The organism is Gottfriedia acidiceleris (assembly GCF_002128425.1).
GTDB classification, from domain to species: Bacteria; Bacillota; Bacilli; order Bacillales; family Bacillaceae_G; genus Gottfriedia; species Gottfriedia acidiceleris.
In genome coordinates, this window is the sequence record NZ_NESS01000001.1 from 343,577 (window position 1) to 369,834 (window position 26,258).

Here is a 26,258-nt window from a genome sequence, read left to right on the forward strand (position 1 = left end):
CGCGTTAATCTACTTTCCCAGTAATATAGAAAATAGCAATTTGTGTTCGATGTTCTAGCCCTGTTTTTCCGAGAATTGAAGTAATATAATTAGCAACTGTTCCTTCAGAAATATAAATTTGCTTAGAAATTTCTTTATTAGAAAACCCTTTTGCAATTAAAGCCATTACATCTAACTCTCTTTGAGTAAACAAACTCGTATCGATTTTCGTATCTGCTGTATTCGCATTGCTTGTTAAATTCGTTCTAATTTTATCAAGTACTAAATCTTGCATAATTGTATTTCCATGATAAACACTTTTGATCGCTTCTCGAATTCGTTCTGGTTCATTATTTTTTAATAAATAGCCCTTTGCTCCATTTTTCACAGCATCAATAATGTACTCATCATCATCAAAAGTCGTTAAAATAAGTGGCTTCGTTTTAGTTTGCTCAGAAATATGCTTCGTAGCTTCTACACCATTCATATTTGGCATTCGAACATCTAAAAGTGCAACATCTACTTCATTATTTTGACAATATTTTAACGCTTCATTCCCATCATTTACGGTTTCTAATACTTCAAATTCTTCATAAGAGCTCAATATGATTTTAAGACCTTCTCTAATAAATGAATTATCATCAGCAATAATTAATTTTATTTTCATTTGAATAGAGGGAGAAAATTTCTACCTCGTTTTCACATCCTTTATTCCACGAATTATATTTCCATTATATACCTCTTTTGGCTAAATACTATGAGAACATAATTAATCTTATTAATTTGGAAGTTTGAAGAAAAAAAAATCCCTAAGCATATGCAAAAGGGATTCAATAACATTACTTATTTTCAATTAATACTTTACCAAAATGTACTTCATTATTTTCAAAGTAATCATGAGCTTCTTTCACTTGATCAAATGTAAAAGATTTTGGATTGATCAGTGGCTTTAGCTTACCTTCCTCAACTAGTGTAGCAATTTTATTTAAAATAGCACTATGTTCTTTACGCCCTTCCTCAGTTTTTTGAGTGAGCAGAATAAAAATTACATGTAAAGATAAAGATTTGTTATGTAAAAGTGTTAAATCATGAGTCGAACGTGCAGCGATTGCTAAAACAGTTCCTTTTGGCTTAACTGCGAAAAACGATTTATCTAAGTTTTCATTACCAACAGTATCAAAAACAAGATCAAATCCTTGCCCATCAGTTAGGCGGTTTACATATTCTTGGACAGTCTCTTCCTTGTAATTAATAACGTAGTCTGCACCTAGCTTTTTAACTAAATCAGCTTTTTCATTCGACGAAACAGTTGTAGTAACAGTAGCCCCAAAAGCTTTCGCCAACTGAATAGCTAGATGACCAACGCCACCTGCCCCGCCATGAATTAAAATATGATCACCTTGTTTTAAATTACCTCTGTCAAAAAGTGCTTCCCATGAAGTAATAGCTGTTAATGGTAAACTTGCCGCTTCTTGAATTGGTAAATTTTTTGGTGCTTTAGCAATAACTGATTCTTCTATTAAAAAATAATCTGAAAGAGTACCACTAAAGACATTTAAACCGAAAACAAAATCTCCAACTGAAAAACGTGAAACATTTTCACCAACTTCTACAACTTCACCAGAAAAATCACTATGTAAAATCATCGGAAAATTAGGGTGGAACGCATTCGGTACAATCCCTTTTCTAATCTTTGTATCAATTGGATTGATACTAGTTGCAGAAACTTTAACTAAAACTTGATGACCAGATGGCTTTGGAATTGAAAGTTCAACATTTTTAAACTCAGAGCTATCTCCATATTGATGAATGACAATTGCTTTCATAATAGCCTCCTCTTTCGAATTAGAAAATATTTTTAAGTCATTGTAGCATACATTACGTCGAAAAAAATACAATTTTGACCTCAAATTGAATCATAAGGTTTTGATTATAATGGTTAAAAATTTATAATTTATATTGTTTTTCTACGATGTTTCAGTATAATCAATATTAATCTTTTAATCTTATTCATGGAGGAAATGACTATGGTAAACAAATTAGAGGAATTAAATGAGAGAAATACGTTAAACCATAGAAATATTGTAAAGTATGTAAAACACGTCTTTGATGAGTTAGACTTAAAAGTTAAAAGATTTCGTGAAGAATCAGCAATTAAGGCAGCTTATCATGCAAAACCAGATTTAGAAGAAGAAAAATTGTTTTATAATAATATCCACCATATGAAGACGTTACTAATTGACGTATTAGAACGTACTACTGAAGATCTTGAACATACTGGAGATAAAAACTGGAATAAAAACTTTAAAGATGGCGTACATGCTTAATTTTAAATAAAAAACGTATTTTCTCTAAAAATAAAAATAAGGATAGGAGGTATTTGAACCTTCCTATCCTTATTTTTTATTGCTGCATATCCAGCTTCAAATTTCTTACATAATTTTTCAATACAAAAAGTACACTTTCATCAATAGGAATATTTATACCAAATCCATCACTTTTTTCAAGTGAAACAAAACCATGAAGCAAACTTCTTAAACCTCTAACCGCATGAATAAGTTCAATGTCAGTTAAATTATACGGTTTCAATACTTCGTAGATTAAGTTCAATATTTTTTTCCCAGTTAAACGATACTCCTCCCCTGGTGTTTGTGACGGAGATAAGGTAGCTTTATATAAACCAGGATGAGTTCTAGCATAATCAAGATAAGCAAAAGCTAATGCAAAAATTGCTTTCTCATTATTTTTTCCTTCTACTGATTCATAAAGTCTTTCATAAAGCTGTGTAATCCCATGTAATGCAATACTATTTTTTAATTCATCCAAATTCTTAATATGATTATAAATCGATGGTGGTTGAATCGTTAGCTTCTTTGCAAGATAACTAATCGTTAAAGCCTCCCACCCTTCTGTATCGACAATTTTAATAGAAGTTCTCAGTAATTCATTAAAATTCAATCCAATTCTTGGTGACATTTTACGATATACTCCTTTACTACTGCTTTTTAAGGGCACGTTCAATCGCTTCCAGTGGATAACTTAACATCGTACCATGACCGACTGCTAATAATGTAGGTTTTAATTCACTAATTTTCTTAGCACTATTTAATGCAGCATCTTTATTCCATGTTGCCATAGATGGAAAAGGAAATAAAATTCTTAATTGACCGGAGATCGCAAAACCACCTCTTAATGAAAAAGCATCACCAGCTATAATGGCATTTGTACGCTGATCTAAAAATGCCATTGAACCAGGAGTATGACCTGGAACTTCAACTGCTACTAAAGACCCAATCATATCACCCTCTTGTAGTAAACGATCTGGGATGGTTTGGATATTTTTAGGAACGCCACCTTTTATAGGAGTATTTGGTTCACCAGCTTCTAAACTAGTGTCTCCTTTTAATAATTTTGCATCTCTTTTTGAAATGGAGACGACTGCATCAGGAAGTAGTGATTTTAATTGATCAAGCGATCCAACGTGGTCGCCGTGAGCATGAGTTAATACGATGTTCGTAATTTTTTTGCCTATTTGATTAGCTGTCTCAATAATTTTAGTCGCACTAAAAGATAACGCTGTATCAATTAATGTAAGCTCGTTTTCTTCTTCAACTAAAAAACAATTTACTGGAAAGAAATTGGGTAAAAAGCTCAACTCATAAAGATAATTATTTTTCGTAATCTTCATATTATACCCTCCTACTAATAAAAACTAATACCTTTAGTTTTATAATACTAAAGGTATTAGTTTTTGTGAACAAAAATTCTAAATTTACATAAGAATCGTTAAAATGACTAAAAAACCCTTCCATCAAAGATGAAAGGGCTACATTATTAAACAAGGCGGAAATTATTTTCTACTTAAATCCATCTCTTTTAAAGAAACAACTTTTGTTTTATGTTTGAATTTATAACCTAACCAAACAATTAAAAACACAGGAATTCCAATGTATGAAACAAGTACACCTTGCCAATCAATTACATTACCAGTGAAAGCTTGCCAGTTTTGAGCAAGTACAATAAATAAACAAGCTAAGAACGCTAAGATTGGACCTAGTGGGAACCATTTTGCGCGATAAGGTAAATCGTTCAAATCCTTTCCTTGAGCAACATAAGCTTTACGGAAACGGTAATGAGAAATCGCAATACCTAACCAAGCAAGGAAACCTGATAAACCTGATAAATTTAATAACCAAGTATACACTTGACCTTCACCGAAAAATGAAGATAAACAAGCAAGTGAACCAACTGCAAGTGTTACATATAAAGCATTTGTAGGAACACCATTTTTATTTACTTTTGTTAAGAATTTAGGAGCTTTTCCTTCGATTGCTAAAGTATATAACATACGAGTTGAAGCGTAAGTTCCACTATTACCTGCAGATAAAACTGAAGTTAAAATAACTGCATTCATTACAGATGCCGCAAAAGCAATACCTAATTTTTCAAAGACTAAAGTAAATGGACTAACAGCCACGTCGCCTCTCATTAAATCAGGATCTGTATAAGGAATTAATAAACCAATTACTACAATAGCTAAAACATAAAATAAAAGGATACGCCAGAAAATTTGACGGATAGCTTTTGGAACATTTTTTTCTGGATGTTCTGTCTCCCCTGCTGCAACACCGATTAACTCTGTACCTTGGAATGAGAAACCTGCAACAATAAAGATAGATAATACACCTAAAAATCCATTATGAAACGGAGCATCTCCAACAGTAAAGTTTTTAAATCCTGCGTGATGTCCACTTAAAATTCCAAAAATCATTGCAATACCGACAATTAAAAAGACAACTACGGTTACAACTTTAATTAATGAAAACCAAAACTCCGATTCACCATAGCCTTTAACTGAAAGTAAATTTAAACCTAAAATAATCACTAAAAAGATTCCGCTCCATAAAACAGCTGGAGTATGTGGAAACCAATATTTCATAAGCATTGCTGAAGCTAATAATTCAAAAGCTAAAGTGATTGCCCAGTTATACCAATAATTCCAACCCATAGCAAAACCAAATGCTGGATCAACATAGCGAGATCCATAAGTACTAAATGAACCAGAAACTGGTAAATAAGTCGCCATTTCACCTAAACTAGTCATTAAGAAATAAACCATAATACCAATTAATCCGTAAGCTAAGATAGCTCCACCAGGACCTGCTTCACTAATTGAAGATCCACTAGCTAAAAATAAACCTGTCCCAATTGAACCACCAATTGAAATCATCGTTAAATGTCTTGCTTTAAGGCCCCTTTTTAAAGAACCATCGTGAGTATTTGATACTACTTTATCATTTTTAGGGTTTGTTAGTCCCATCTTGTTTGCCTCCTCTTGATTCTTGCAATCTTATCTTTACGCGAGAATATGGGACGGTATAAAAGTGTTGTATGATGTGTATTTTACTCAGTATTTTCGTCAATATGTAAAGAATGGAAAATCTGGTAAAATACAAAAAAACACGTGAAGCAATGTTCACGTGTTTAAGACTCAATTATATGTGTCAAACAGCATCAACATCTCTTCAATAGCCCTCCACAAGAAATCTTGTGACAGTCCTACGCTTATTCAGCAATAGGCCCAGTAATAAATTAAAATGGTTAATTTATTACTTCGGCAGTTTCACCTTTTATTACTTTTCACAGGTACCATAAACCTCAAAGTAACGACTAATCAAAACTGCGCCTCTATCCATACGAGATAAAGATTATATTAAATTAATTTTTATAAACTCAATATACAATCTATTAATCTAGTTTGTCAATAGATTTTTCGACAAAAAGAGACTCTTATTAAGAGATGTATTTTTTGATTTTCTCTTCAGGATGCTCATGTCTTGTACCTAGCACTTATGTTTTTGTATAATAATTTTATGTAATTCAAAGGAGGAATTTTTTACATGACAATTTATAAAGCATTGACACTTGCGGGATCTGATAGTAGTGGTGGAGCTGGATTACAAGCTGACATTAAAACGTTTCAGGAACGTAATGTTTATGGCATGAGTGCAATTACAACCTTAGTAGCGATGGATCCTCATAATCATTGGCATCATCAAGTATTTCCAATTGAAATAGATACAATTGCAGCACAATTAGAAACAATCGTTGTTGGCGTGGGTATTCAAGCAATGAAAACTGGTATGCTTGGTTCAATTGAAATAATTGAGTTAGCTGCAAAAACAATAAAAAAACATAATATTGATCGAGTTGTTATAGATCCAGTTATGATTTGTAAAGGGAATGACGAGGCTCTTCATCCAGAGACGAATGATGCATTAAGAGAAATTTTAGTTCCACTTTCAACAGTTGTAACGCCAAATTTATTTGAGGCAGCACAATTAGCTAATATGCAGCCAATCTGCACTGTTGAACAAATGGAGGAAGCAGCACGAAAAATCCATGCTTTAGGTGCTAAATTCGTTTTAGTTAAAGGTGGAAGCAAAATTCAGCATGAAAATGCAATAGATGTATTATTTGATGGTGAAAAAATTGAGCATCTAGAATCTGATAGAATTGAAACTACATATACTCACGGTGCTGGTTGTACTTATTCTGCAGCGATTTGTGCAGAGCTAGCTAAAGGCGCAGAACCAAGAGAAGCAATCTACACTGCAAAAAAATTCATTACCGAAGCAATTCGTCACTCATTCCCACTAAATCAATACGTTGGCCCAACAAACCATATGGCTTATCGATTACATAGTGAAGGCTAAGAGTAATTAATAATTAACAAGGATAAGGATTTTTTCCTATCCTTGTTTTATTTTAGAGAATATAAGAATAACAAGGGGCAATCCTGCAAGTTCTTCCTTATCACTTAACCATTCCCTTTAATGTCTTAAATAAATCTCTTCCTTTGAAATAAATATATCTTTCCCATTTGGACATCAAGCCATTTCCATTTACTATCTGGATCAAGTGTTGTTTATGAAACTCAGCAACTCGTTGATTATGTTTCGTATGGAAAGTGTTTAAACGCTTTTGAAGATCGTGTGCATGTTTGTTTTGACCCATATAATCCTCTCCTTTTTAGTTAATACCATTTTAAAATAATTAATTTATAAATAACTAGAGCATTCGTTTTATTTTTTCTATGCGATTTCTACTCTACTTCCTATATTACCTTTTCACTGATTCAGAACACCAACTTAAATTACCATAATTTAACATGTTTTTATGGACCGCGTGTTATTATATATAGAAAGGGAGTGGATTTTATGAGAATAAATATTTTCAAATTAACGATATCATTTATGCTTCTTTCAGTAGTTGGTTGTGAAAAAAATAATGACGAAAATATTCAAGCGATTGCATATACTAGCTTAACAAGAAGTGAACAGGCTGCGTTAAGTGATAAACATGGAGTCGTTAAAAAAGTGGAAACCATACCTAATGAAGCTACTATATTTAATAAAAACTATCATAAAGATAAACTATATTCTGTTACGTTTAATGGGGATAATCCTGAAGAGAAAATCGTTATCTATATAGATACAAAAGACAATAAAAAAGTCGGAATGATTGGTGAAAATTAATTTTTTATTGGGCTTTAATAAAAATACTAATCATTTAATCCTTTTCCTTCGAGAATTTGATCAATGTATTTTTCAACCCTAGACGTTCGGGTTTTCGATTGTTTTGGTTGAGAAAAATAAAAAATATAAGCTCTTTGACGACCTGGAGTTAATGCTTCAAAAGCAGTTTTTAATGCCGGGTTTTCATCTAATTTAAGTTGTAATTCTTCAGGAACTTCATAATCTGAAGTCTTTTTTAATTCCACTTGCAAACCTGCTTTTTCGACTTCAATTGCTTCTTTAATATAATCTTTCAATGTGCTTTCCATTTCAATTATTTCTTGAACACTTGTAAACCTAATCTGACGTGCCGACTGTACATTCTCTGTTTGTTGAATCAGAATGCCTTTTGGATCTTTTAACAGTGCACCTTTATGAAACAAAAGCGCACAATATTCTTTAAAACCATGAATTAAAACAATGTTTTTATTATCAAGTGTGTAGCAAGGATGCATCCATTTAAAATCTTCAGTAAGTTCACACTCAATTACGATTTCTCTCAATTTATAAAATTCCTCTTGCCACTTTTTCGCTCTTAATAAAAATGCTTCTACTTTAGGATGCATATTACTATTAGTCATAAGTTAAACACCTCTCATTAATTCTTCATGCCACTTTTATAGCATTACTAAATATAAATTAATCTAAGAATTTTCATCTACTTCATCAAAAATCTTTGCTTAAATTTTACTATACATGTTTTTATAAAACCACTCGAATTGGCTAAATCGACCCTATTGTTGTACCTCATTCCACTTTTTCAACTTATTTAGCTAGTTTGTTGACCAGTTAATTCCCTCTGAAATAATAAATTTAAGAACTTATTCTTTAAACGGATGCAAATTTCCTTCAAAAAAAAGAACAGTTCAAAGGTTTCCCTTATCCCTGTTCTTCATACTCGTCTAAGTCCTTAGTACTGATCCCAAGCAACAACTTCATCTAAAGTTAAACGAACTTTTTCGAAGCCTGCTTTAATTCCTTTTCCAACTGAAATTAACATAACTGGTTTGAAGTTTGCTGGTACATTGAATGCTTCTACAAACTTCGCTTGGTCAAATCCACCCATTGGAACTGTATCTAAACCTTTAGCTTTTGCTGCAAGCATAAATTGCATTGAAACTAAACCACCATCAACCATAGCAATTTTTGTTGCAATTTCTTCTGGTAAACTACCATAGTTTTTCACGATAGATCCTACATAGAAATCTTTCACTTCTTGAGTCATCATACCTTTTTCAACTAATTCATCATAAATGCGATCAGCATTTTTATATGCTTCTGTATCACCTAAAACAGCGATTACTGCAGATGCATCTACAACTTGTTGTTGATTGTTTGCAATAGGTAATAATTTTTGCTTAGTTTCTTGGTCCTTAATAACAAGGAATCTCCAAGGCTGTAAATTTGAAGAAGATGGAGCTTGAATTGCAATTTCTAATAACTCTTTAATTTCATCATCAGACATTTGGAAGCTTGGATCATAGTGACGAACTGATCTTCTTTCTTTTGCCACAGTATAGAAATCCGTACTATCAAGATCTTTTGGAGCTTCATTACCAAAATCAATTTCGTTTACTTTATTTAAATACTCTTCTTTTTCAGATTTAACTTTAGACATATTTAATCTCTCCTTAATTAACTGTATTGTTCACAAATACAGTATATGACTTTAACTGTATAAAAGTCAACTACAGTTTATAAAAAAATAAAATCGAAACAACCTAGTTTCGATTTTTATTTTACCTATTTTCTTTTGGTAATAAGTCTGCAATTGTTTTCTTTGCAAGACCCTCAACAAGCCAGCTTTCCATCTCATCCTTTAATTTATATAAAGCAGAACGTGTAGATGGTGTAAAACATTCCTTACTATTTACATCTAAAAAACCTTTCGAATATGGATCTGATCTCATCGCATCATAAACATCTTTTAACGTAATTTCATTAGCACCTCTGGCTAAATAATATCCACCATCTCGTCCTTCTTTAGCTGAAATAATGCCTGCTTTAACTAAATTGGCAAGAATTTTTCTTAAAAAAGTAGACTGTGCTTCAAGTTTTTGAGCTAATACTGCGCTTGGACAGATTCCGTCTTGCTCCGCTAAAACTAGTAGAGATTGCAGTGCTAGTCCAAACCATTTCGTACTAGAAACCTTATCTTTCAAGATCATTCACCTCATTTACTAGTCTAAACTATTTTTTGAAAAAGACAAGCGAAGTTAGAAAAGCCCTCTGACTTTCCTAATTTCGCTCTTAATTATGGTTGGTAGAGATTTTAGTTACAATAATATTCGTAATGATCAGTTCTTTTGACATTTCACCATAGTAAATTTAAACGGAGGTTTATTTTCCATATTCTTATGTGGCTCAACTATTTCCGAAACTTCTATCAGTCCATAGCTTCCAAATTCTTGTTTGATCGAGTCAGAATCATAAAAAAACATTTTTACCCCTTCCATTATCTCGAAATAGTCTTTACCTAGTTGTTTGCCCTTTCCAAACATTGGAGCATCTTTTGAAATAGTAGTAAAAACCATGTAGCCATCCGGTTTTAGCTGATTATAGCAATCTTTAATAAACTTCTCTCTATCATGTTTATTCAATAAGTGAATAAGTGCGTAACAAAATATACCGTCATATAATTTTTGATCAAAAGGCATATCGGTTACTGAACCATGAATAATATTAAAATTAAACCCATTTTGTCTTGCCAATTCAATCGCTGTTTTTGAGATCTCAATACCTGTTACATTTATTCCGTTGTCAGTAAAAATCTTTGCGTTTCTACCATATCCAATCCCAGGAATTAATAAATCCTTAACTTTCTTTTCAAGGAAAAAGTCCTTTGTCGAAATTGCGGAGTCTGAAGGTTCATACCCCCACATCATTTGATTTTCTATAAAGCTGTTTTCCCAAAATTCTGCCATTTCTAAATCCCCTTTCAAAACCATACAATCTATTTACCTTTGTATTTATGTGATTAAAAAAAGAAAGACCCGAGGTCTTTCTTTTTTTATTACTATTTATGAAGCATTACTCTTTGCCATTTCTTTATCTGATAAACGTTCATTACCCATTAAGAAAATTGAAATCAATGCTAATCCTACAGGAACTAATGTCCAAAGGAATGTATGGGCAATTGATGTTGAAAACACGTCAGTAATTTTTGTCAATATTGGTGCAGGAATCAATTTGGCAGCTTCAGGAGTAAAGGCTTGATTAATATTTGAAAAATCCTGAGGTGCACCACTTTTTGCAAATGCATCAGCAATTTTATCTGTAAATACATTTCGTTGAATAACACCAAAAACAGTAATACCAACTGTCATTCCTAAGGCACGAAGGAATGCGTTAGTTGAACTTGCTGAACCACGATTTTCATTATCAAAATGATGCATCGCAGACATACCAAGCACTGAGAATGATGCCCCTACACCAAGTCCAACGATGACCATATAGACGATTACTTGGAATTTAGTCGTATCAGGAGTTAACGTACCTAGACAAATAATACCAGCTAAAAGAAGCACAACTGATCCGACCATTATATTACGATAACTAGTTTTATTCGCTAAAGCCCCACCAAATGAAGCAGAAATACTCACACTTACCATCATTGGTAATAAGACTAAACCAGAATTCGTAGCTGTTCCACCTTGAACAAACTGGATAAAAATCGGAATGTAAATTGTTGCAGCGATGAATGCCGCTCCATAAAATAAGCCAACAAAGTTACTAGCAGCAAAAAGACGATATTTAAACATATTAAACGAAATAATCGGTTCAGCTGCTTTACGTTCAATTAATAAAAAGACAATAAGGAAAACAGCGAATCCAGCAAATAAACCTAAAATTTGAGCTGAATCCCAAGCGTATTCCTTTCCGCCTAGCTCAAGTGCAAACATTAAACATACGATACTAATAATAAATGTTGTTGCTCCCCACCAGTCGATTTGTTGCTTTGTGTGGTTTTTTGACTCCACATAAAAATAACTAATTAGTCCAAGTGTTAAAAGTCCAAAAGGAATATTAATATAGAAAATATATCTCCAGTCGATATAATCTGTAATATAAGCACCAATTAGTGGTCCAAGTACACTTGATAATCCAAAAACTGCACCAAAAATACCGCTCATTTTACCACGTTTTTCAACTGGAAACACATCCCATATAATTGAAAAAGCAATTGGCATTAAAGCACTTCCACCAATACCTTGAATTGCACGGTAAATACTAAGTTGAATAATAGAAGTCGCTGTTCCACAAAGAACGGAACCTAAAATGAATAATATAATACCTAACATAAAAAATCTTTTTCTACCGTACATATCAGAAAGTTTACCGAAAATTGGCATCCCAGCCATTTCTGTAACTAAGTAAGCCGATGTTACCCAAACAAATTTATCATAGCCACCTAAATCCTTTAATATTGTAGGCATTGCCGTCGATACGATTGTATTATCAAGGGAAGCGAAAAATATCCCAAGTAACAACGCAATCATAACAGGAACCAGTTTTGTTTCCCTTTTTTGCATGACCATCTCTCCTTTTACCTTTTAAACAAAAAATTTAATTTTATTAATGATTTGTATTCAAAGCTCTAAAATCAGTCTTTATTAATGTATAAAATAGCATTACTTAATAGACCTAAACCTATTCCAATTCCAAAACCAAGAAATCCTCCTACGATTAAATGTGATGTAAAATAACCGACACCTAAACCAATCGTTATTCCTAAAATTACAAAAGCAGCATAAAAAATTCCTACAGCTTCCTCATGTCTCATAATATATGATCATTCCTTCCATATAATTTAACTTCAAATAAAATAATGAATGTCTCCACAAATTAGTTTATTTAATTTAAAGCTAATATAACATTGTTTCGTTACTTTAACAATATATAAATTTAAAAATAATGTTGTATTTTTATAAAAAACAGTACTTCTTATGTAAAACATGCTACATTCCCATTAACTTTATTGTATGAAAAGGAATACAACAACGTTGCGTATAAAAGTGAAAAACAAAAAACAAAACATTGTTGTGTTGTTATAGATTTAAATACTTAACTTCATTATTTGGTCCAAACCATTTTATTCAAATCCATTCAACTAGCCTGACCTTTGCTCATTATCATTTTATAACAAAGACCAAGTGCACTTATTAAGAAAAGCCAGGCCGCAAAATGAAACATAAATTGAATGTCAATTGATTCAAGTAAAGTTCCTACACCTATAATACAGATAGCTGTTACAAAAGATGTCCAAAATAAGTAACTTCTATAAAAATCAGATGAGGCATTAATAAATAATTTCTTTTCAGCGATTTTAAATAACGCAGTAAAGCCTCCAAATAAAACTTGCCCAATATAGACAATCTTTATATTATCGATCAAAGGCAGTGAAAAAAATAATAAACAGCAAAATAATGAATGGAATATCATTAATAAATATGGTGAAACCCGGTCAACGAATCGCCCACCAAAGTATACTACCACACTCAAACTTAATGAAAAAAGCCCATATAATAAACTAAATACGTCATACGCATCCCCTATATTCCTTAAGAAGAGGACATAATAAGGAAATACTAAGGAGCTACTAAATCCAATAATACTAAGCAATGCGATTAAAAAACGGTTCATAGGATTATTCCCCATAATTTTCATAAAAAGTATTCATAAATACACTATTTGGATCAAACTCTCTTTTCTTTTTGAAAAAATCTTGAGTTTTTGGATATGCTGTTACCATTTGTTGCTTAGTCTGATATGGATAATAAGGTAAATAATAAGTTCCTCCATGCTCCAAAGTTATATCAGTCCACTTCTGAATGACCTCTTTTGTATATTGAACTGAATCTTTATCTTTACCGTGTTGAATTAAAACAACGAAAGCAAACATATTATCTTTCGCATAATTCATGACTGTTTCATCATCTTTTTCAACGTATCGAATCGTTATGTTTAATATGTTTAAATTTTCATATTGTAAATATTCTCTAAGTTCATCAATGTATCGAACAAATTCATTTACGGGTACAAAAAATTCTTGTAAAACCTGTGTATCTTGACGGTCATCGAATTCCATAAACTTACTTTCAGAACGCATGACATTATTACGAGTTTCATAGTTTCCATTTAAGGAATGAATAAAGCGATATTGAAAACCCCAAAAAAGATCTTTACCAATATCCGAAGTTCTGGACATACCTAATGCAAACTTCGGTAATAAAGACGAATGATCTTCCTTCAATTCTTGATCCGAATCGGACATTTTACGAGATGCTTTCATATAATTAATTGCATAAACCTTATTTAAAAAGCTATCTGGTGCTACAGAAATTCTAGCAATATGCATCCTTGCATTTTGGTTGTTTAAAACGTTCTTGTTAAAATAATTTGGATACTTTTTATAGTCCATCGTTTTTGTTTCTATTTTGTATAATTCATTATCTGTTAGTTGAAACTCTACTTCTAAAATAATTCCAAATAAACCATAGCCACCTAATACATAAGGGAATAATTCTTTATTCTCCGTGCGGCTTACTTTAATTACTTTCCCTTCAGGCGTTAATAATGTGAACCAATTAACAGTACTAGCTAATGAGTGATTCCGAATGTCACGACCATGTGCGTTCACACTTAATGAACCACCTACTGAAAATATCTCTTGTGACTGAGTTACCTTTAATGCAAGATGATAAGGATTAATCGCTTTTTGTATATCTCCCCATGTTGCACCACTTTGAACAATAACTGTCTTTTGAACAGGATCCACTTTTTCAACTTTATTAAATGTCTTTAAATCGATTACCACTCCATCTTTATAATATGTATGTCCACCTTGACTATGTCTCTCACCTGCAATTGAGACTGTCTTCCCTTGTTTTTTTGCATCGATTACAATTTTCTTTAATTGATCTACTTCCTTTCCTTTGACAATTCGATCGATTTTAGTAGGAAGAAGATGGCCAACATCATCAATCACTCCATGCTTTAATGGAACAGGTTTATTCCACAGAGTATGAAAAACTGTAACAAACACTGTTAAGAGGAGTATTCCTACAAATATTCGTTTCCCCATTTGCTTTTCCTCCTAGTAGATAAAAATTAAGCATTAAAAAAGACGTGCTTACAATAATGTATACACGTCACGTCTTATTTTAACAATACGTCCTGTACTAAATGATATAGATTTTTGAAGAATGTTTGAAAAGTACTATTCAAAAATCAAATCAATGAAGTTTAACAGAACTGAAAAAAAAAACATAAAATAATGATTAGCTAAACCAACCAATCATTCGATTCACGTCCTTTTCCTCTAAATGTCTTACCTGATAAGTACGACCATATTGGCTTGAAAGAATCGTAATGTAAATAGATTTTAGTTTTACTCTTTTTTGAAGGAAACTTTGTTCACCAATCAGTACTTGTATTCGCTCTTTTGGCAAAATCGCAGTTGTTCTTGAGAAATAACCAGACTGAATGATCACAGTTCGATCTAATAATGAATAGCCTGCATTTCTAAATCCTAATTCTCCAATAAATACACCGATTAAAACAATGCCATAAGCCCAAAATTGAACAAATGGAAGTAATACAATTCCACTTGCTATTAGAAGAAAAGTAATGATCATTCTTGAATAATACGTTTTCCGAGCTCTTTTTGGTGCTCGGTTTGATATTTCATCATAGTTAATAGAAGGAATAAAGTTTTTTAGAAATAAGTGCACATCTTTCGTTTTTATAAATGGATGTAGAACGTGTCTACCTTGTTCCTGCTTATCCCCCATTCCTACAGCCTCGACGTAAACTGTAGAATAGCCAAATAATTGACGAATGATCCCTTCTTTTATAACTACTCCTTGAATTCGCTTTAACGAAACTGTAAATTCATTTTTTTCAAATAACCCTCTTGTAATAATAATTCGCTCATCTCTTCTTTGGACAGTAAAGTTTGCAAATTTTAATATGTATCTAATGGTTGAAAAAATTAAGGAAAGTAATAAACTACCAAGAAATACAATAAAAAACATCATATAGGTGAATGTTTGTATTTGATTATAAATTGCCACATAAATACTATGTGGGAGTAAATCCTCGATTTGTGAAAATAATGATGCTAAAACGGCAAAAGCTAGTCCAACTTCGAAGGAAGTGATTCCAGCTAAAAAAAGTTTTCTCGTTTCAATTGTTAAACTTATATCAACTAATGGCACTGCTTGTACACTATTATCCTCAGCTACAACCAAACCTACTTTTTTCTTTTTAGAGTTTAATACTTCATTTTTTAATGAAAGTGCCACTTCCTTAGGTATTGCATTTAATATACCTTCAGCTTTTTTTCCCCCAGCTGTTTCAATTCGTACGCTCACCACATTAAAAAGCTGTTGAATAAAACCAGCATTAATTGAAAAAGATTGAATACGTTCTTTTTGAATAAATGTATTTTCGATTACAAATAATCCCGAACGAATTCTAAATTCATCTTCAGTTATATAGTAGGTAAATCGATACCATTTAATGATTGCTGAAGCAACTGGAAAAACAATCAAAACAATAGCAAACAAATATTGAAACATTGACCCTTTACCACCTGAAACTAAAAGTATAATAAGTGGTATTAGTACGTTTTTAATTTGTTCTAAAAATACGGTAAGTATATAAGCTGGATGTTGTCTTTTTGGCTCAAACATCGTCATCACTGATCCTTGCTAAGTAGATAATTTTATCTCTAAGCTTTTCTGCGACATGGTGTTCTAAGCCTTCAATCTCATGTGTGGTGGCAGCCGTGGAAATATTCACTGTAGATAAACCGTATCGACGCAGTATTGGTCCTACTTCTGTCGTAACGTGCTGAACTCTGACCATAGGTATAACAATTCGTTTAATAACAAATATTCCTTTTTGAATTTCTAACTCATTTTCATAAATCTCATAAGCGGTATATTTCAATTTAAGTGTAGGTAAAAATAAAGTTAAAAAAATAATTAACGCTATAACGACACCTATAGTAATCATTAAAATAAAGAATGGAAGTGAAAAATATCTCATAAGAAAATAATAGATAATTGGTAATGCAACTAGAGAGATACTAACTAATAGTGATGTAATTCTCCATACTGACCTCATTTTAGGTGATGGTCTTTGTGATGGATTTGCTCTCATTTAATCACCTTTTCTATCTCATTAATCTATCACTTACTATATCATACCATGATACAAACTATTCACAAACCTCCTATTTATCGACAAAGTTTAAAAAAGGTAATTTTTCCCATAATTAAAGAAAAAAATTAATCATTTGACTAAGTAATTTCATTATGGTTTGAATATCTTCAAGCTGACTAATCAATAAAAAAAGGCTATCTCATTAAGTCTAACTAAAAAAAGACTTATGAGAAACCTTCTTTCAATCGTAATAAATAGTCTCAGATTCTCTAAAATTTACAATTACCTTTGCCTGTCCTTCTACAATCTTAGCAAATTCGTCCATAGGAGTATCATACTTAATATAGATTCTAGGTAAAAAATAGACCTCATTCTTTGTTCCTTTTTCAGTATAATATTTTGGTTCGGTCGCTACTGCATAAGTATAGTACTTTTTCGTTTCTTCAATTACTTTTTTATTATAATTGCCATAAGGATACGATAGAGCAATGACAGATTTTCCTGTAATTGATTGGATCTTATCTTTGGAATCTTTCAACTCATGCTTATAATCATCTATCTTCCTTAAATCAGGATGAGTTGCACTGTGCGATTGGATTGAAAACATCCCTGAATCAGACATCTTTTTTAAATCAGTGCTAGAAAGACGATCCGGCCATCCAATATAATCGGAAATCGCAAATATAGTTGCTTTTGGTGTAAACGTATCCGATTTCAATTTTTGAAAAATTTTTACCACATTTAAGTTATTTTTATAACCGTCATCAAGCGTAATAAATATAGGTTTCTTTACTTTATTACGATCTCCCCATTGTTCAAAAGTTAGAAGCGTAAATCCATGATCACGTAAATAAATCATTTGTTTTTCAAAATTTTCTGGTGAGACAAACAAGTCTTTTACTCCGTGTCCAGTAAACTCATCAATGGAATGATAAATTAAAATTGGAATTTTGTCTGCAGCATGTATTTTTTCTGGCAGCTGTATCCACAAAAATAGACATAGAAAAAATAAAGTTATCTTTCGCATAAAATCCTCCCTTTTCTTTTTACTATTTAGTGTTCCAATTTCCATTTTAACTATCATTATTTCTAGTATTTTTATACTATTAAGAACTTAATTGTCGCACACAATAATTTAAAGCCCGTTACTCTTTTTGTAGTAACGGGACTTTCTATTTAATGGTTCATTTTAGAAGGATCAATTTGTATAAATGTTCCTTCAATCAGATCGAGATCATAAGTTTGCCCGAATCCAGCGATATATCGACCTTCTATTGGTGTAAGCTTGAATAACGACAGATAAATTCCTCTTAAAACTTTAATCATCTGTTCTCCGTGATTTTCTATAAACTTATCAAATATGTGCTCTTTGTCTACATTACCCACGTATTCAGGAGTACATTTATAACGAATGCGTTCTCTAGCAAATAAAATTGGAGAAGTTGCTTCGTCTGCAATAATCATCACACTAATAAACTTATTGTTTTCTAAATATTGAAAATGAGCTGCAATTCTACTAATGAAAATATAGAAGTTACCTTCGTAGATTACAAAAGGTGAATAGCTAACATGCGGATCCCCTTTATCATCTATTGAACTAATTATCAATGTTTTACATTCAGATTGAAGTTTTTCATATTTTTTAAATTGAACTTCTAATTGTTTTTCCATAAGCATCTCCTTAAAAAAATATTTTCGCCACACTTAAATGATAACAATTATCATTCTCATTATCACGATGTTTTCTGAATATTGCATCAAATATAAAGAGCCTTATTATTAAATTAAGGCTCTTCAATAGTTTAAAATTTTAAGTCAAAAGTAAGAAATCCTTTTTTACCCAAACATTCATGTCGTCAATTTTATAAAAAATTTAACAATTATTTCCGTGAAAATATTCTGAGACTTCAGCTTCTATTACAAATCCACTTTGTTGTAATGTGAAGTAGTATGTTGCCTCTATCATCGTCTACTCTTATCCGGTATGAAACAGATTTTCTATTTATGATCTACTAGTTTTGATAAAATACTTCATTATTCATCTACGCCACACCAATCTAGTAAAGTGTAGGCAATTACCTCTGCACAACGAAATAATTCATCCAAATCAATGTATTCATTTGGATAATGTGCAACCTTTGTTTCCCCTGGTCCAAACACAATAGTAGGTATTTGTTTTATTTGTGTAAATAATCCACCGTCCGTACCCCATGGAGAGGCTTCTATAATCGGTTCATTTTTATAAACTAATTGATAGGATTTCTTTAGAGATTCCATAAATGGATGCCCAAGATCGATACTACCAGGCAACCACCTAGCTCCAAAAAATTCAACCTCGACCGGATTTTCAATAAACCAATCATCAATTAAAGAGAGTGTTTTTAGCCACCTAGTTATTTCAAGTTTAGCTTCATCTATTGTTTCATTTGGTGAAACACCTAGCCTTCCTTCAAGAGTAACTAGATCCGAGACAGAGGATGGCCAAGTACCCCCATTTATTTTTCCGATATTAATTGGAATTGGAATCGGCACATTTTTGTATAGAGGATCATCTAGTAATCTTGTATTTCGAACTTTTTCTAATTGATTTATATGATTTATAACCATTAAACTTTTTTCTATTGCACTAACACCTTCATACCTCGTTCCACCGTGAGCAACTTTTCCTTTTACTTTTACTCGAAACCAAACACTGCCTTGCTGATTCGGAAATATTTTCATTTTAGTCGGTTCTGGAATAAGGACAGCATCTGCAACGTATCCCCGTAATATTGTTGCTAGCGTACCTGCTCCTCCGCTTTCTTCATCAATAACACTTTCAAAATAAATATCACCTTTTAAAGGTATATTTAATTTTTTAATTGCCTCAATCGCAAATAATGCAGCGACATTTCCGCCCTTCATATCTGTAGTTCCCCTGCCATATAAGCGATTTCCTACGATTTCACCGCTATACGGATGGCGTTCCCAACTACTTATTTCACCTTCAGGAACAACATCAATATGTCCATTTAATATAATCGATCTACCATTTCCTGTTCCCTTTAAAATTGCAACTATATTCGGACTGTTTTCAAATGAAGTTCGTTCTGAATTAAAATAGGATGATTTATTTAATTCCTCAATTGACGGCTCAAAACGGTCAATCACTAATCCAAGATTCTGTAAATAATTTGAGACTATTTTTTGTGCACCAGCTTCATTTCCTGAAACACTTTTTTCACGAACAAGATTCTGAAGTAATTCAATTGCATTGTTCTTGTTTTTATGAATGTAGTCATTAATCTTTGTTTTTAAATCCAATTTTGATCACTCCCAACGATGAACAATAACATTTGGGTTCACAAATAGTGGGGCACCAGTTTTTTCAATCACATCGCTGACTAAATATGGAGACATTACTTCATTTAACCAAAGCTCTCCACTTTCTTTTTTAACTTCAATTACGGCCATTTCAGTAATAATTAAATCCACGCAACTTGGAGATGTAAGAGGAAGTGTACATTCAGAGACTATTTTGGGGTCACCATTTTTATTGGTATGGTTCATTAAAACAATTACTTTTTTGGATTTTTGAGCTAAGTCCATTGCTCCACCAATTCCTGGCACTCTTTTACCAGGAACAATCCAATTTGCTAAATCACCATTTTTACTGACTTCGAGAGCACCTAGTACTGTTAAATCTAATAAACCTTTTCGAATAATCGCAAAGGCTATACTACTATCAAAATAACTGGAACCTGGAATTAGTGTTACAGGTAATCCTGCAGCATTACATAAATTCTCGTCTTCTTCACCTTTTTGTGGAGTAGGACCTAAACCTAATACGCCATTTTCTGCATGGAACATAACATGGCAATCATCTGGTAAGTAATTTGGGATGAGTGAAGGAATTCCGATCCCAAGATTTACAATCATACCGCTCTTTACTTCTTTTGCTGCACGTTTTGCCATCATTTCGCGAGGATTTATTTTTCCCAAACCCACTTCCAATTCACCCCTTCCGATTGAACGATGTGATTAACGAAAGCGCCAGGTACAATAATTTCTTCAGGTTCTAATGCTCCTAAAGGAACAATTTCATCAACTTCTGCGATTGTGATTTTTCCAGCCATTGCTACATAAGGATTTGTATTGCGGGCACTTTTATCAAACACTAAATTCCCAAACGGGTCTGCTTTTTTCGCATAAACAATTGAAACATCTGAAATGAGGGGAGTTTCAACTAAATACTCTTTACCAAATACATTTACTCTCTGTTTATCAACATCAATTACACTATCAATCCCAATATCTACTAAAACGCCACCTAATCCAACGCCACCCGCTCGAATCCGTTCGATAAACGTACCTTGAGGGCTGAACTCAATTTCAAGCGTACCATCTGTCATTTGTTTTCCCGCATTCGGATTTGACCCAATATGCGAAGTAATCATTTTTTTCACTCTTTTAGCCGTCACTAATTGACCGATCCCCACATCAGGAAACCCTGTGTCATTTCCAATTAAAATAAGATCTTTAACATCCTTTTCTAAAATGCCCTTTATTAATGTTGGTGGGTTACCGATTCCGCCAAACCCACCAAACATTAACACCATTTCATCTTTAAAATAAAGCAGAGCTTCTTCAATACTAATGATTTTCCCGAAAGTATTGATTGCCATTATTCGATCTCCTTTGCTTCTTGATTTAGCTCTTTAAACACTTCTCTCAATAAAGTTAGCAACTCATCTACTTGTGCATCAGTAATGACTAAAGGAGGAGAAAGCAAGAAACTATTTTCAGATCTTCCATATGGGCCACTAACGGATGGATAGAGTAATAATCCATGCTTTTTTGCAATCTCAATTACACGATTTGTTACACTTTTACAATCAAAGAAATCTTCCTTTATTTCTATACCTATAAGTAGTCCTTCACCCCTGACATCGAATATAAAAGGATACTCTTTCTGCCATTCTCCTAGTTTTAATTTAATCTTTTCACCTTGTATTTTAGAATTTTGTACTAATCTATTTTTTTCTACATAGTTTAAAACGGCTAAAGCTATACTTGCAGAGAGAGGATTTGCACTAAACGTATGTCCACTCATAACAAGTCGACTGCCTTCTAAAATAGGTTGCATTACTCGATCACTTGCAATCGCAACAGCAATTGGCGTATAACCAGCCGCCAATCCCTTACCAAGGACTAATAAATCGGGGACACAATTCCAATGATTTATACCGAACATTTCACCAGTTCTACCTATTCCCGTCATTACTTCGTCCGCAATAAATAGTACATCGTGTTTATCACAAATTTCTTTAATTTTTTCATAATATCCTTTTGGGGGAGTTAATGCAGCTCCTGCCGCACCAACAATAGGTTCAGCTATAAATGCCGCTACATTTTCAGAACCTAATTTTTGAATTGTACGATCAAGTGCAGTTGCACAAAGTAAACCACAATTTCTAGGCTCTAATTCAAATGGGCACCTTTTACAATACGGCGCTTCAACCATTGGATAATCCTCTAGTAAACTAGTAAACCGTTTCCTCCTTAAAGGATGTCCTGACATAGATAAGGATCCAATCGTGATGCCATGATAGCTCATGCTTCTTGATATAATTTTCGTTTTCGTATGAATTCCTCTTTCTTGGAAATGCTGAATTGCCATTTTCATAGCTGTTTCAGTTGCTTCAGTCCCACTATTAACAAAAAAACTCCAGTTTAAATCTCCAGGTGCTAGCTGACCTATTTTTTCAGCTAATTTTTCTGCCGCCTCACTCGTAAACTGTGATCTAAAAACAAACGCCACTTTAGAGGCCTGCTTTACCATGTCATCAATTATTTCCTTTACACCATGACCGATACTTGCCGCAACTGCACCCGAAGAACCATCAATGTATTTCTTTCCTTGCTTGTCCCATAGGTAGATAGTTTCTCCTCGATCTATTGTTGGATAACTTTCACCTACAAGCGGTTTTATTAAATAATCTCTTTTGGTCATACTACCCCACCATCTTTCACTGAAATCTCATTAATATATATATAGTTGAAAGCCCGTGAAGTTAGACTAATGAAAAAACAATAGGATTTACTTCGGATAAAATCATGAGGTGTATAGATTAAACATTAAAAAAATAAATAAGCAAAAAACTGCTAAATTTACGTTGATGCAACTGAAAAAGACCACAAAAATGTGGCCTACTTTTCTTAATGTATCGAACGCATTGAGTTAGTTGAATTAAAAATTTAAAATAGCATTACAAATATTAGTACCAACCAAAACCTAGGATGCCAACTTCCAATCTACTCTCATTCCATTCTAAAATCCCTTCTCCTACTCCAACACCTTGTTCTATCATTTCTTTTTTATAAAACTTCATAATTTTGTTACGTTTAACGTTATCTTCAGGTAATTCAACAATTAAGGATTGAGCGTATGGTCCACCTTCATTTTTAAATCGTTCTTTTTCATCTAAAATCCCGACTACATTCACCTTTACTGCACCAAGTTCATAAAGTTTTTCAACAAAACTAATTGCATTAATTGTTTCACCAAATCTATTAGTTGCAAATGCAGACGGGTTATTATTTCTTCTAAGCCATTCTAGTGCTTCAAATATTTTCATTTATATCATTCCACCTTTTGTGATTTACACGTTTAAGTTATGACTTTGATATGAAATAACAATCTATACCTCAAATGTTACTAAAGCAATGAGTTAGTTCAATAAGAAATCCTATTAAATTACTAAAAATATTTATAAAAAAACTTTTTTGATGCTTCGTCTAATTTTCTCAGTAAAAGTTCTTTGCATCGTTCATCATCTTTTAATAATGAGTCTACAAATGGTTGATTTTTAAGCATTCCTTGAACTCGTGAGTTTCTTGAAATTATTTTTTTATTTTTATCATCTTCCAATAAAGCTGAAAACCAAGGCAAATATGATAGCAAATTGATATTCTGCTTCATTCTTTCATTTTGCTGCATATTAAACACCTTATAGGTGGAGGAAGCAGGTGTTAACATATCCCCAATAACATCTAATATAAATTCTAAAATAATACTCATCTATTCCAAAATCTCCTTATACTATTTTTAATTTATAATAGATTTAATAACTGATAGGAACCGATATTCCACTGTGTTTGCTCTAAAACTAAAGAATTCCATTAGTTCAATAAGGAATAATATGTTTCATTTGTAAGCAGATAAAAATTTATCTTCCAACTCATTAAAAGTTAAACCTGTTGTTTTTTCAAAACTTTTTCCAAAATTTCCTGATGAGTTTGTTGAATTAATTATTTTTTTTAAAACTCCTTCTCCATAATTAGCTACGAGGAATTTTATTGCAAAGTAACTCTGCATATATACATTAGTCCCATCTTGAAATCTTGCGGTTTGCCATTTTTCGTCATTAACTAATTGTTCAAAAGATACTACTTTGAAATTTGAAGGTTCTACTATTGTTTTATCATTACCGATATATTCAGAGATACCTTCGTTAAACCATAATGGATAAGCCGAAGCACCAGCTTTTGTACCTACTACCTTTCGACTAAATATATAATGGGTGTACTCGTGCAAAATAGATTTTTGAAAGAAATATAATGGAGTTTCCTTTCTTTCTAAAATCGCTTCTTTATTGTCAAACTTTATTGCTAATAATTTGTCAAAATCGGAATAAATCCCCGACACATCAACAAGCCCACTTAACTCCTGCATTTCTTTCTTATCTTTAAATACGATTAGATCAACAGGTTTTACTTCTACTGTTCCAAATACTTCTTTATTTTTATTTATCGCCCAATTTAACGCTTCCTTCGTAATTGGAATAAGTTCTGAAAAATCATTTGGATAGTAAATAGTAACATTATGAAATTTTTCTTTTAATCTAGTTTCTTTAAACTCCTTTTCATTTTTACCCTCAAAATTCGCAGTCAGAAACATTTTAATTGATTGAACAAATGGTAATTTTTCTTGAGCTTTGTTCTCTAAAGTTTTATGAACATACATACCCAAGCCAATTACAAATAAAAATACAATAAATAATATACTAGATAAAGTTATACCGAAAATTTTAATAAATCTTTTCATCTTGCTAAACCTCGCTAGTTTCAATGATATTAGAAATAATAATTGTAAGAATATTCCCATTTTATCATTAAATTTAAATAACCTGCACTAGATTCTAGTTAATTAAACCAAATTGTCAAGCTCTTACTTATGCAACTAAACTGTTTATTAGTGCAATAAAAAATGACTTACAAATCGTCGATCATGTTGTTCAACTTAATAAGGTTAAGAAGGTTTAAAATAAAAATTCCTAACAAAAATAGATATGCTATGTAATAAAGTGGAAAAAAAGAAAGCACCTAACAATAGTGAAAGATAGTGGAATTTGGATGCAAAATGATAGTCATTCCCTATGCTTAAAAAGTATAAGAGTAAAACAATGATGAAGTAAGTAAAAACGAATGCCTTAGATAATAAAAATTGTTTCAATGTCATCTTTTTCATATATACAACCTCCTATCAAACTACTTACTGGACAAATTAATTTTACCATATACTGGAAATTCCGACTTTTTTTTGAAGGCTCTTATTAAACTAAGAATGCATTAGTTTAAAAACAAAACCTACATTCCACTTTAACTCAATCTTAAATAAAAAAGAGCTAAAAGAAAATTCCTCTCTTAGCTCTTTTTTCTATAATCATCTAAGCCATCTCTATGAACAGCTTTTGTCATTTTTTATTTCCAAATTTCATCATAAAATAATAACTAACCCTAGGGAATACAGAGTAAAGTTTTGCTCCAAATCCCATCCAGGAAGGTAAATCAATTTCATGTACATTATTTCCAATTAAAGAAATAACCTTTGAAGCAACTTTTTCAGGGTCCAGCATCATTTTACGAACGGACTTAGCATACGAACCTGATTCATCTGCTATTTCAAAAAACGGTGTATCCATCGGACCTGGATTTACATTCGTAATATAGATACCATCTTTTTCAACTTCCTGTCTCAATGCATTACTGAATCCTAGCACTGCATGCTTAGAACCTGCATATGCTGCAGCCTTCGAAGTTGCAATCTTACCAGCTATAGAAGCGATATTAATAATATGTCCCTTCCCTTTTAGCTTCATAGACGTAAGGGCAAGCTTTGAACAAATCATGACTCCAAATACATTCACATCAAACATTTGCTTCATATCTTGAAGTGACATTTGTTCAACTGTTTGAAATAGACCATACCCTGCATTATTTATTAAAACATCAATACCATCAAATTGCTCTTCGATTTGCTGAAATGCATCGTATACTGCATTTTCATCTGTCACATCTACAACAAAATAATGACATTTAACTGGAAAATCTTCTTGTATTTTTGCCTTTAAGTTTTTTAGCTCTGTTTCTCTTCTAGCAATTAAGACGATATTAGCGCCTTCCTTTGCTGATGATAAAGCTAAATCTTTACCAAGACCACTCGAAGCACCTGTTATTACTACCGTTTGGTTACTTAACCTCAAAAATTTC

At 32.3% G+C, this 26,258-nt stretch carries 29 protein-coding genes and 1 riboswitch; of the genes, 3 read left to right on the forward strand and 26 right to left on the reverse strand.

The window, feature by feature from the left end:
* Positions 1-4: 4 nt before the first annotated feature.
* Entirely contained in the window at positions 5-646 is a 642-nt protein-coding gene (locus tag B6K90_RS01810) for a response regulator transcription factor (protein WP_088010824.1), read from the reverse strand.
* A gap of 172 nt (positions 647-818) precedes the next feature.
* A complete protein-coding gene (locus B6K90_RS01815) occupies positions 819-1,805 on the reverse strand; it encodes a zinc-dependent alcohol dehydrogenase family protein (protein WP_088010825.1) in 987 nt (328 codons plus the stop codon).
* Positions 1,806-2,006: 201 nt separating this feature from the next.
* Between B6K90_RS01815 and B6K90_RS01820 the strand changes: the two genes are divergently transcribed.
* Entirely contained in the window at positions 2,007-2,306 is a 300-nt protein-coding gene (locus B6K90_RS01820) for a hypothetical protein (protein WP_088010826.1), read from the forward strand.
* Positions 2,307-2,382: 76 nt separating this feature from the next.
* Here B6K90_RS01820 and B6K90_RS01825 read toward each other — a convergent pair whose 3' ends face one another.
* The 3 genes from B6K90_RS01825 to B6K90_RS01835 all read right to left on the reverse strand — a co-directional run bounded on the left by B6K90_RS01825 (position 2,383) and on the right by B6K90_RS01835 (position 5,299).
* Positions 2,383-2,955 carry a TetR/AcrR family transcriptional regulator gene (locus B6K90_RS01825; RefSeq protein WP_088010827.1) on the reverse strand — a complete coding sequence of 191 codons (573 nt, stop codon included), beginning with the start codon at positions 2,953-2,955 and terminating at the stop codon, positions 2,383-2,385.
* 19 nt (positions 2,956-2,974) lie between these two features.
* On the reverse strand, positions 2,975-3,667 hold the full coding sequence (locus B6K90_RS01830; protein WP_088010828.1) for an MBL fold metallo-hydrolase: 693 nt from the start codon (positions 3,665-3,667) through the stop codon (positions 2,975-2,977).
* Positions 3,668-3,829: 162 nt separating this feature from the next.
* Positions 3,830-5,299, reverse strand: a complete 1,470-nt coding sequence (locus B6K90_RS01835) for an amino acid permease (protein WP_088010829.1) — start codon at positions 5,297-5,299, stop codon at positions 3,830-3,832.
* 201 nt (positions 5,300-5,500) lie between these two features.
* Positions 5,501-5,678, reverse strand: a riboswitch (Lysine riboswitch).
* Between the two features lie 201 nt (positions 5,679-5,879).
* On the opposite strand from B6K90_RS01835, the gene pdxK reads away from it, so the two are divergent.
* On the forward strand, positions 5,880-6,695 hold the full coding sequence (gene pdxK / locus B6K90_RS01840) for a pyridoxine/pyridoxal/pyridoxamine kinase (RefSeq protein ID WP_088010830.1): 816 nt from the start codon (positions 5,880-5,882) through the stop codon (positions 6,693-6,695).
* A 100-nt stretch (positions 6,696-6,795) separates the two neighbouring features.
* On the opposite strand, the gene B6K90_RS01845 is transcribed toward pdxK, so the two are convergent.
* Positions 6,796-6,996 carry a hypothetical protein gene (locus B6K90_RS01845; protein WP_088010831.1) on the reverse strand — a complete coding sequence of 67 codons (201 nt, stop codon included), beginning with the start codon at positions 6,994-6,996 and terminating at the stop codon, positions 6,796-6,798.
* Between the two features lie 203 nt (positions 6,997-7,199).
* On the opposite strand from B6K90_RS01845, the gene B6K90_RS01850 reads away from it, so the two are divergent.
* Positions 7,200-7,517, forward strand: coding sequence for a hypothetical protein (locus B6K90_RS01850; RefSeq protein WP_088010832.1), 318 nt, complete (start codon positions 7,200-7,202; stop codon positions 7,515-7,517).
* A 26-nt stretch (positions 7,518-7,543) separates the two neighbouring features.
* On the opposite strand, the gene B6K90_RS01855 is transcribed toward B6K90_RS01850, so the two are convergent.
* From B6K90_RS01855 to B6K90_RS01950, 20 genes are all read right to left on the reverse strand, one after another.
* Positions 7,544-8,137: a YdeI/OmpD-associated family protein gene (locus B6K90_RS01855; RefSeq protein WP_088010833.1), complete on the reverse strand. Its 594-nt coding sequence runs from the start codon at positions 8,135-8,137 to the stop codon at positions 7,544-7,546.
* A 329-nt stretch (positions 8,138-8,466) separates the two neighbouring features.
* Positions 8,467-9,174: a nitroreductase family protein gene (locus B6K90_RS01860; protein WP_088010834.1), complete on the reverse strand. Its 708-nt coding sequence runs from the start codon at positions 9,172-9,174 to the stop codon at positions 8,467-8,469.
* 121 nt (positions 9,175-9,295) lie between these two features.
* Positions 9,296-9,718, reverse strand: a complete 423-nt coding sequence (locus B6K90_RS01865) for an RrF2 family transcriptional regulator (protein ID WP_167555249.1) — start codon at positions 9,716-9,718, stop codon at positions 9,296-9,298.
* A 135-nt stretch (positions 9,719-9,853) separates the two neighbouring features.
* Entirely contained in the window at positions 9,854-10,480 is a 627-nt protein-coding gene (locus tag B6K90_RS01870; RefSeq protein WP_088010836.1) for a class I SAM-dependent methyltransferase, read from the reverse strand.
* Between the two features lie 96 nt (positions 10,481-10,576).
* Positions 10,577-12,088: an MDR family MFS transporter gene (locus tag B6K90_RS01875; protein WP_088010837.1), complete on the reverse strand. Its 1,512-nt coding sequence runs from the start codon at positions 12,086-12,088 to the stop codon at positions 10,577-10,579.
* Between the two features lie 71 nt (positions 12,089-12,159).
* Positions 12,160-12,339, reverse strand: coding sequence for a hypothetical protein (locus B6K90_RS01880; RefSeq protein ID WP_088010838.1), 180 nt, complete (start codon positions 12,337-12,339; stop codon positions 12,160-12,162).
* Positions 12,340-12,662: 323 nt separating this feature from the next.
* Positions 12,663-13,199 carry an MFS transporter gene (locus B6K90_RS01885; protein WP_088010839.1) on the reverse strand — a complete coding sequence of 179 codons (537 nt, stop codon included), beginning with the start codon at positions 13,197-13,199 and terminating at the stop codon, positions 12,663-12,665.
* A gap of 4 nt (positions 13,200-13,203) precedes the next feature.
* A complete protein-coding gene (locus B6K90_RS01890) occupies positions 13,204-14,640 on the reverse strand; it encodes an FAD-binding oxidoreductase (protein WP_088010840.1) in 1,437 nt (478 codons plus the stop codon).
* A gap of 196 nt (positions 14,641-14,836) precedes the next feature.
* Entirely contained in the window at positions 14,837-16,252 is a 1,416-nt protein-coding gene (locus B6K90_RS01895) for a PH domain-containing protein (RefSeq protein ID WP_167555250.1), read from the reverse strand.
* Positions 16,245-16,724: a PH domain-containing protein gene (locus B6K90_RS01900; RefSeq protein ID WP_088010842.1), complete on the reverse strand. Its 480-nt coding sequence runs from the start codon at positions 16,722-16,724 to the stop codon at positions 16,245-16,247. Before B6K90_RS01900 ends, B6K90_RS01895 begins: the two co-directional genes overlap by 8 nt.
* Before the next feature lie 244 nt (positions 16,725-16,968).
* Complete coding sequence (locus tag B6K90_RS01905) at positions 16,969-17,754, reverse strand: polysaccharide deacetylase family protein (RefSeq protein WP_088010843.1); 786 nt, start codon at positions 17,752-17,754, stop codon at positions 16,969-16,971.
* Between the two features lie 149 nt (positions 17,755-17,903).
* Positions 17,904-18,398, reverse strand: a complete 495-nt coding sequence (locus B6K90_RS01910) for a HugZ family pyridoxamine 5'-phosphate oxidase (RefSeq protein WP_088010844.1) — start codon at positions 18,396-18,398, stop codon at positions 17,904-17,906.
* Positions 18,399-18,761: 363 nt separating this feature from the next.
* Complete coding sequence (locus tag B6K90_RS01915) at positions 18,762-20,030, reverse strand: peptidase (RefSeq protein WP_088010845.1); 1,269 nt, start codon at positions 20,028-20,030, stop codon at positions 18,762-18,764.
* Between the two features lie 6 nt (positions 20,031-20,036).
* A complete protein-coding gene (locus B6K90_RS01920; protein WP_407920489.1) occupies positions 20,037-20,684 on the reverse strand; it encodes a 3-oxoacid CoA-transferase subunit B in 648 nt (215 codons plus the stop codon).
* A gap of 11 nt (positions 20,685-20,695) precedes the next feature.
* Positions 20,696-21,391, reverse strand: a complete 696-nt coding sequence (locus B6K90_RS01925; RefSeq protein WP_088010847.1) for a CoA transferase subunit A — start codon at positions 21,389-21,391, stop codon at positions 20,696-20,698.
* Positions 21,391-22,719: an aspartate aminotransferase family protein gene (locus B6K90_RS01930; RefSeq protein ID WP_088010848.1), complete on the reverse strand. Its 1,329-nt coding sequence runs from the start codon at positions 22,717-22,719 to the stop codon at positions 21,391-21,393. Before B6K90_RS01930 ends, B6K90_RS01925 begins: the two co-directional genes overlap by 1 nt.
* Positions 22,720-22,984: 265 nt before the next feature.
* Positions 22,985-23,344, reverse strand: a complete 360-nt coding sequence (locus B6K90_RS01935) for a hypothetical protein (protein ID WP_088010849.1) — start codon at positions 23,342-23,344, stop codon at positions 22,985-22,987.
* Between the two features lie 122 nt (positions 23,345-23,466).
* A complete protein-coding gene (locus B6K90_RS01940) occupies positions 23,467-23,787 on the reverse strand; it encodes a hypothetical protein (protein ID WP_088010850.1) in 321 nt (106 codons plus the stop codon).
* 126 nt (positions 23,788-23,913) lie between these two features.
* On the reverse strand, positions 23,914-24,813 hold the full coding sequence (locus B6K90_RS01945; protein WP_167555251.1) for a peptidase MA family metallohydrolase: 900 nt from the start codon (positions 24,811-24,813) through the stop codon (positions 23,914-23,916).
* Positions 24,814-25,462: 649 nt separating this feature from the next.
* Positions 25,463-26,251: an SDR family NAD(P)-dependent oxidoreductase gene (locus B6K90_RS01950; protein ID WP_088010852.1), complete on the reverse strand. Its 789-nt coding sequence runs from the start codon at positions 26,249-26,251 to the stop codon at positions 25,463-25,465.
* Between the last annotated feature and the right edge of the window lie 7 nt (positions 26,252-26,258).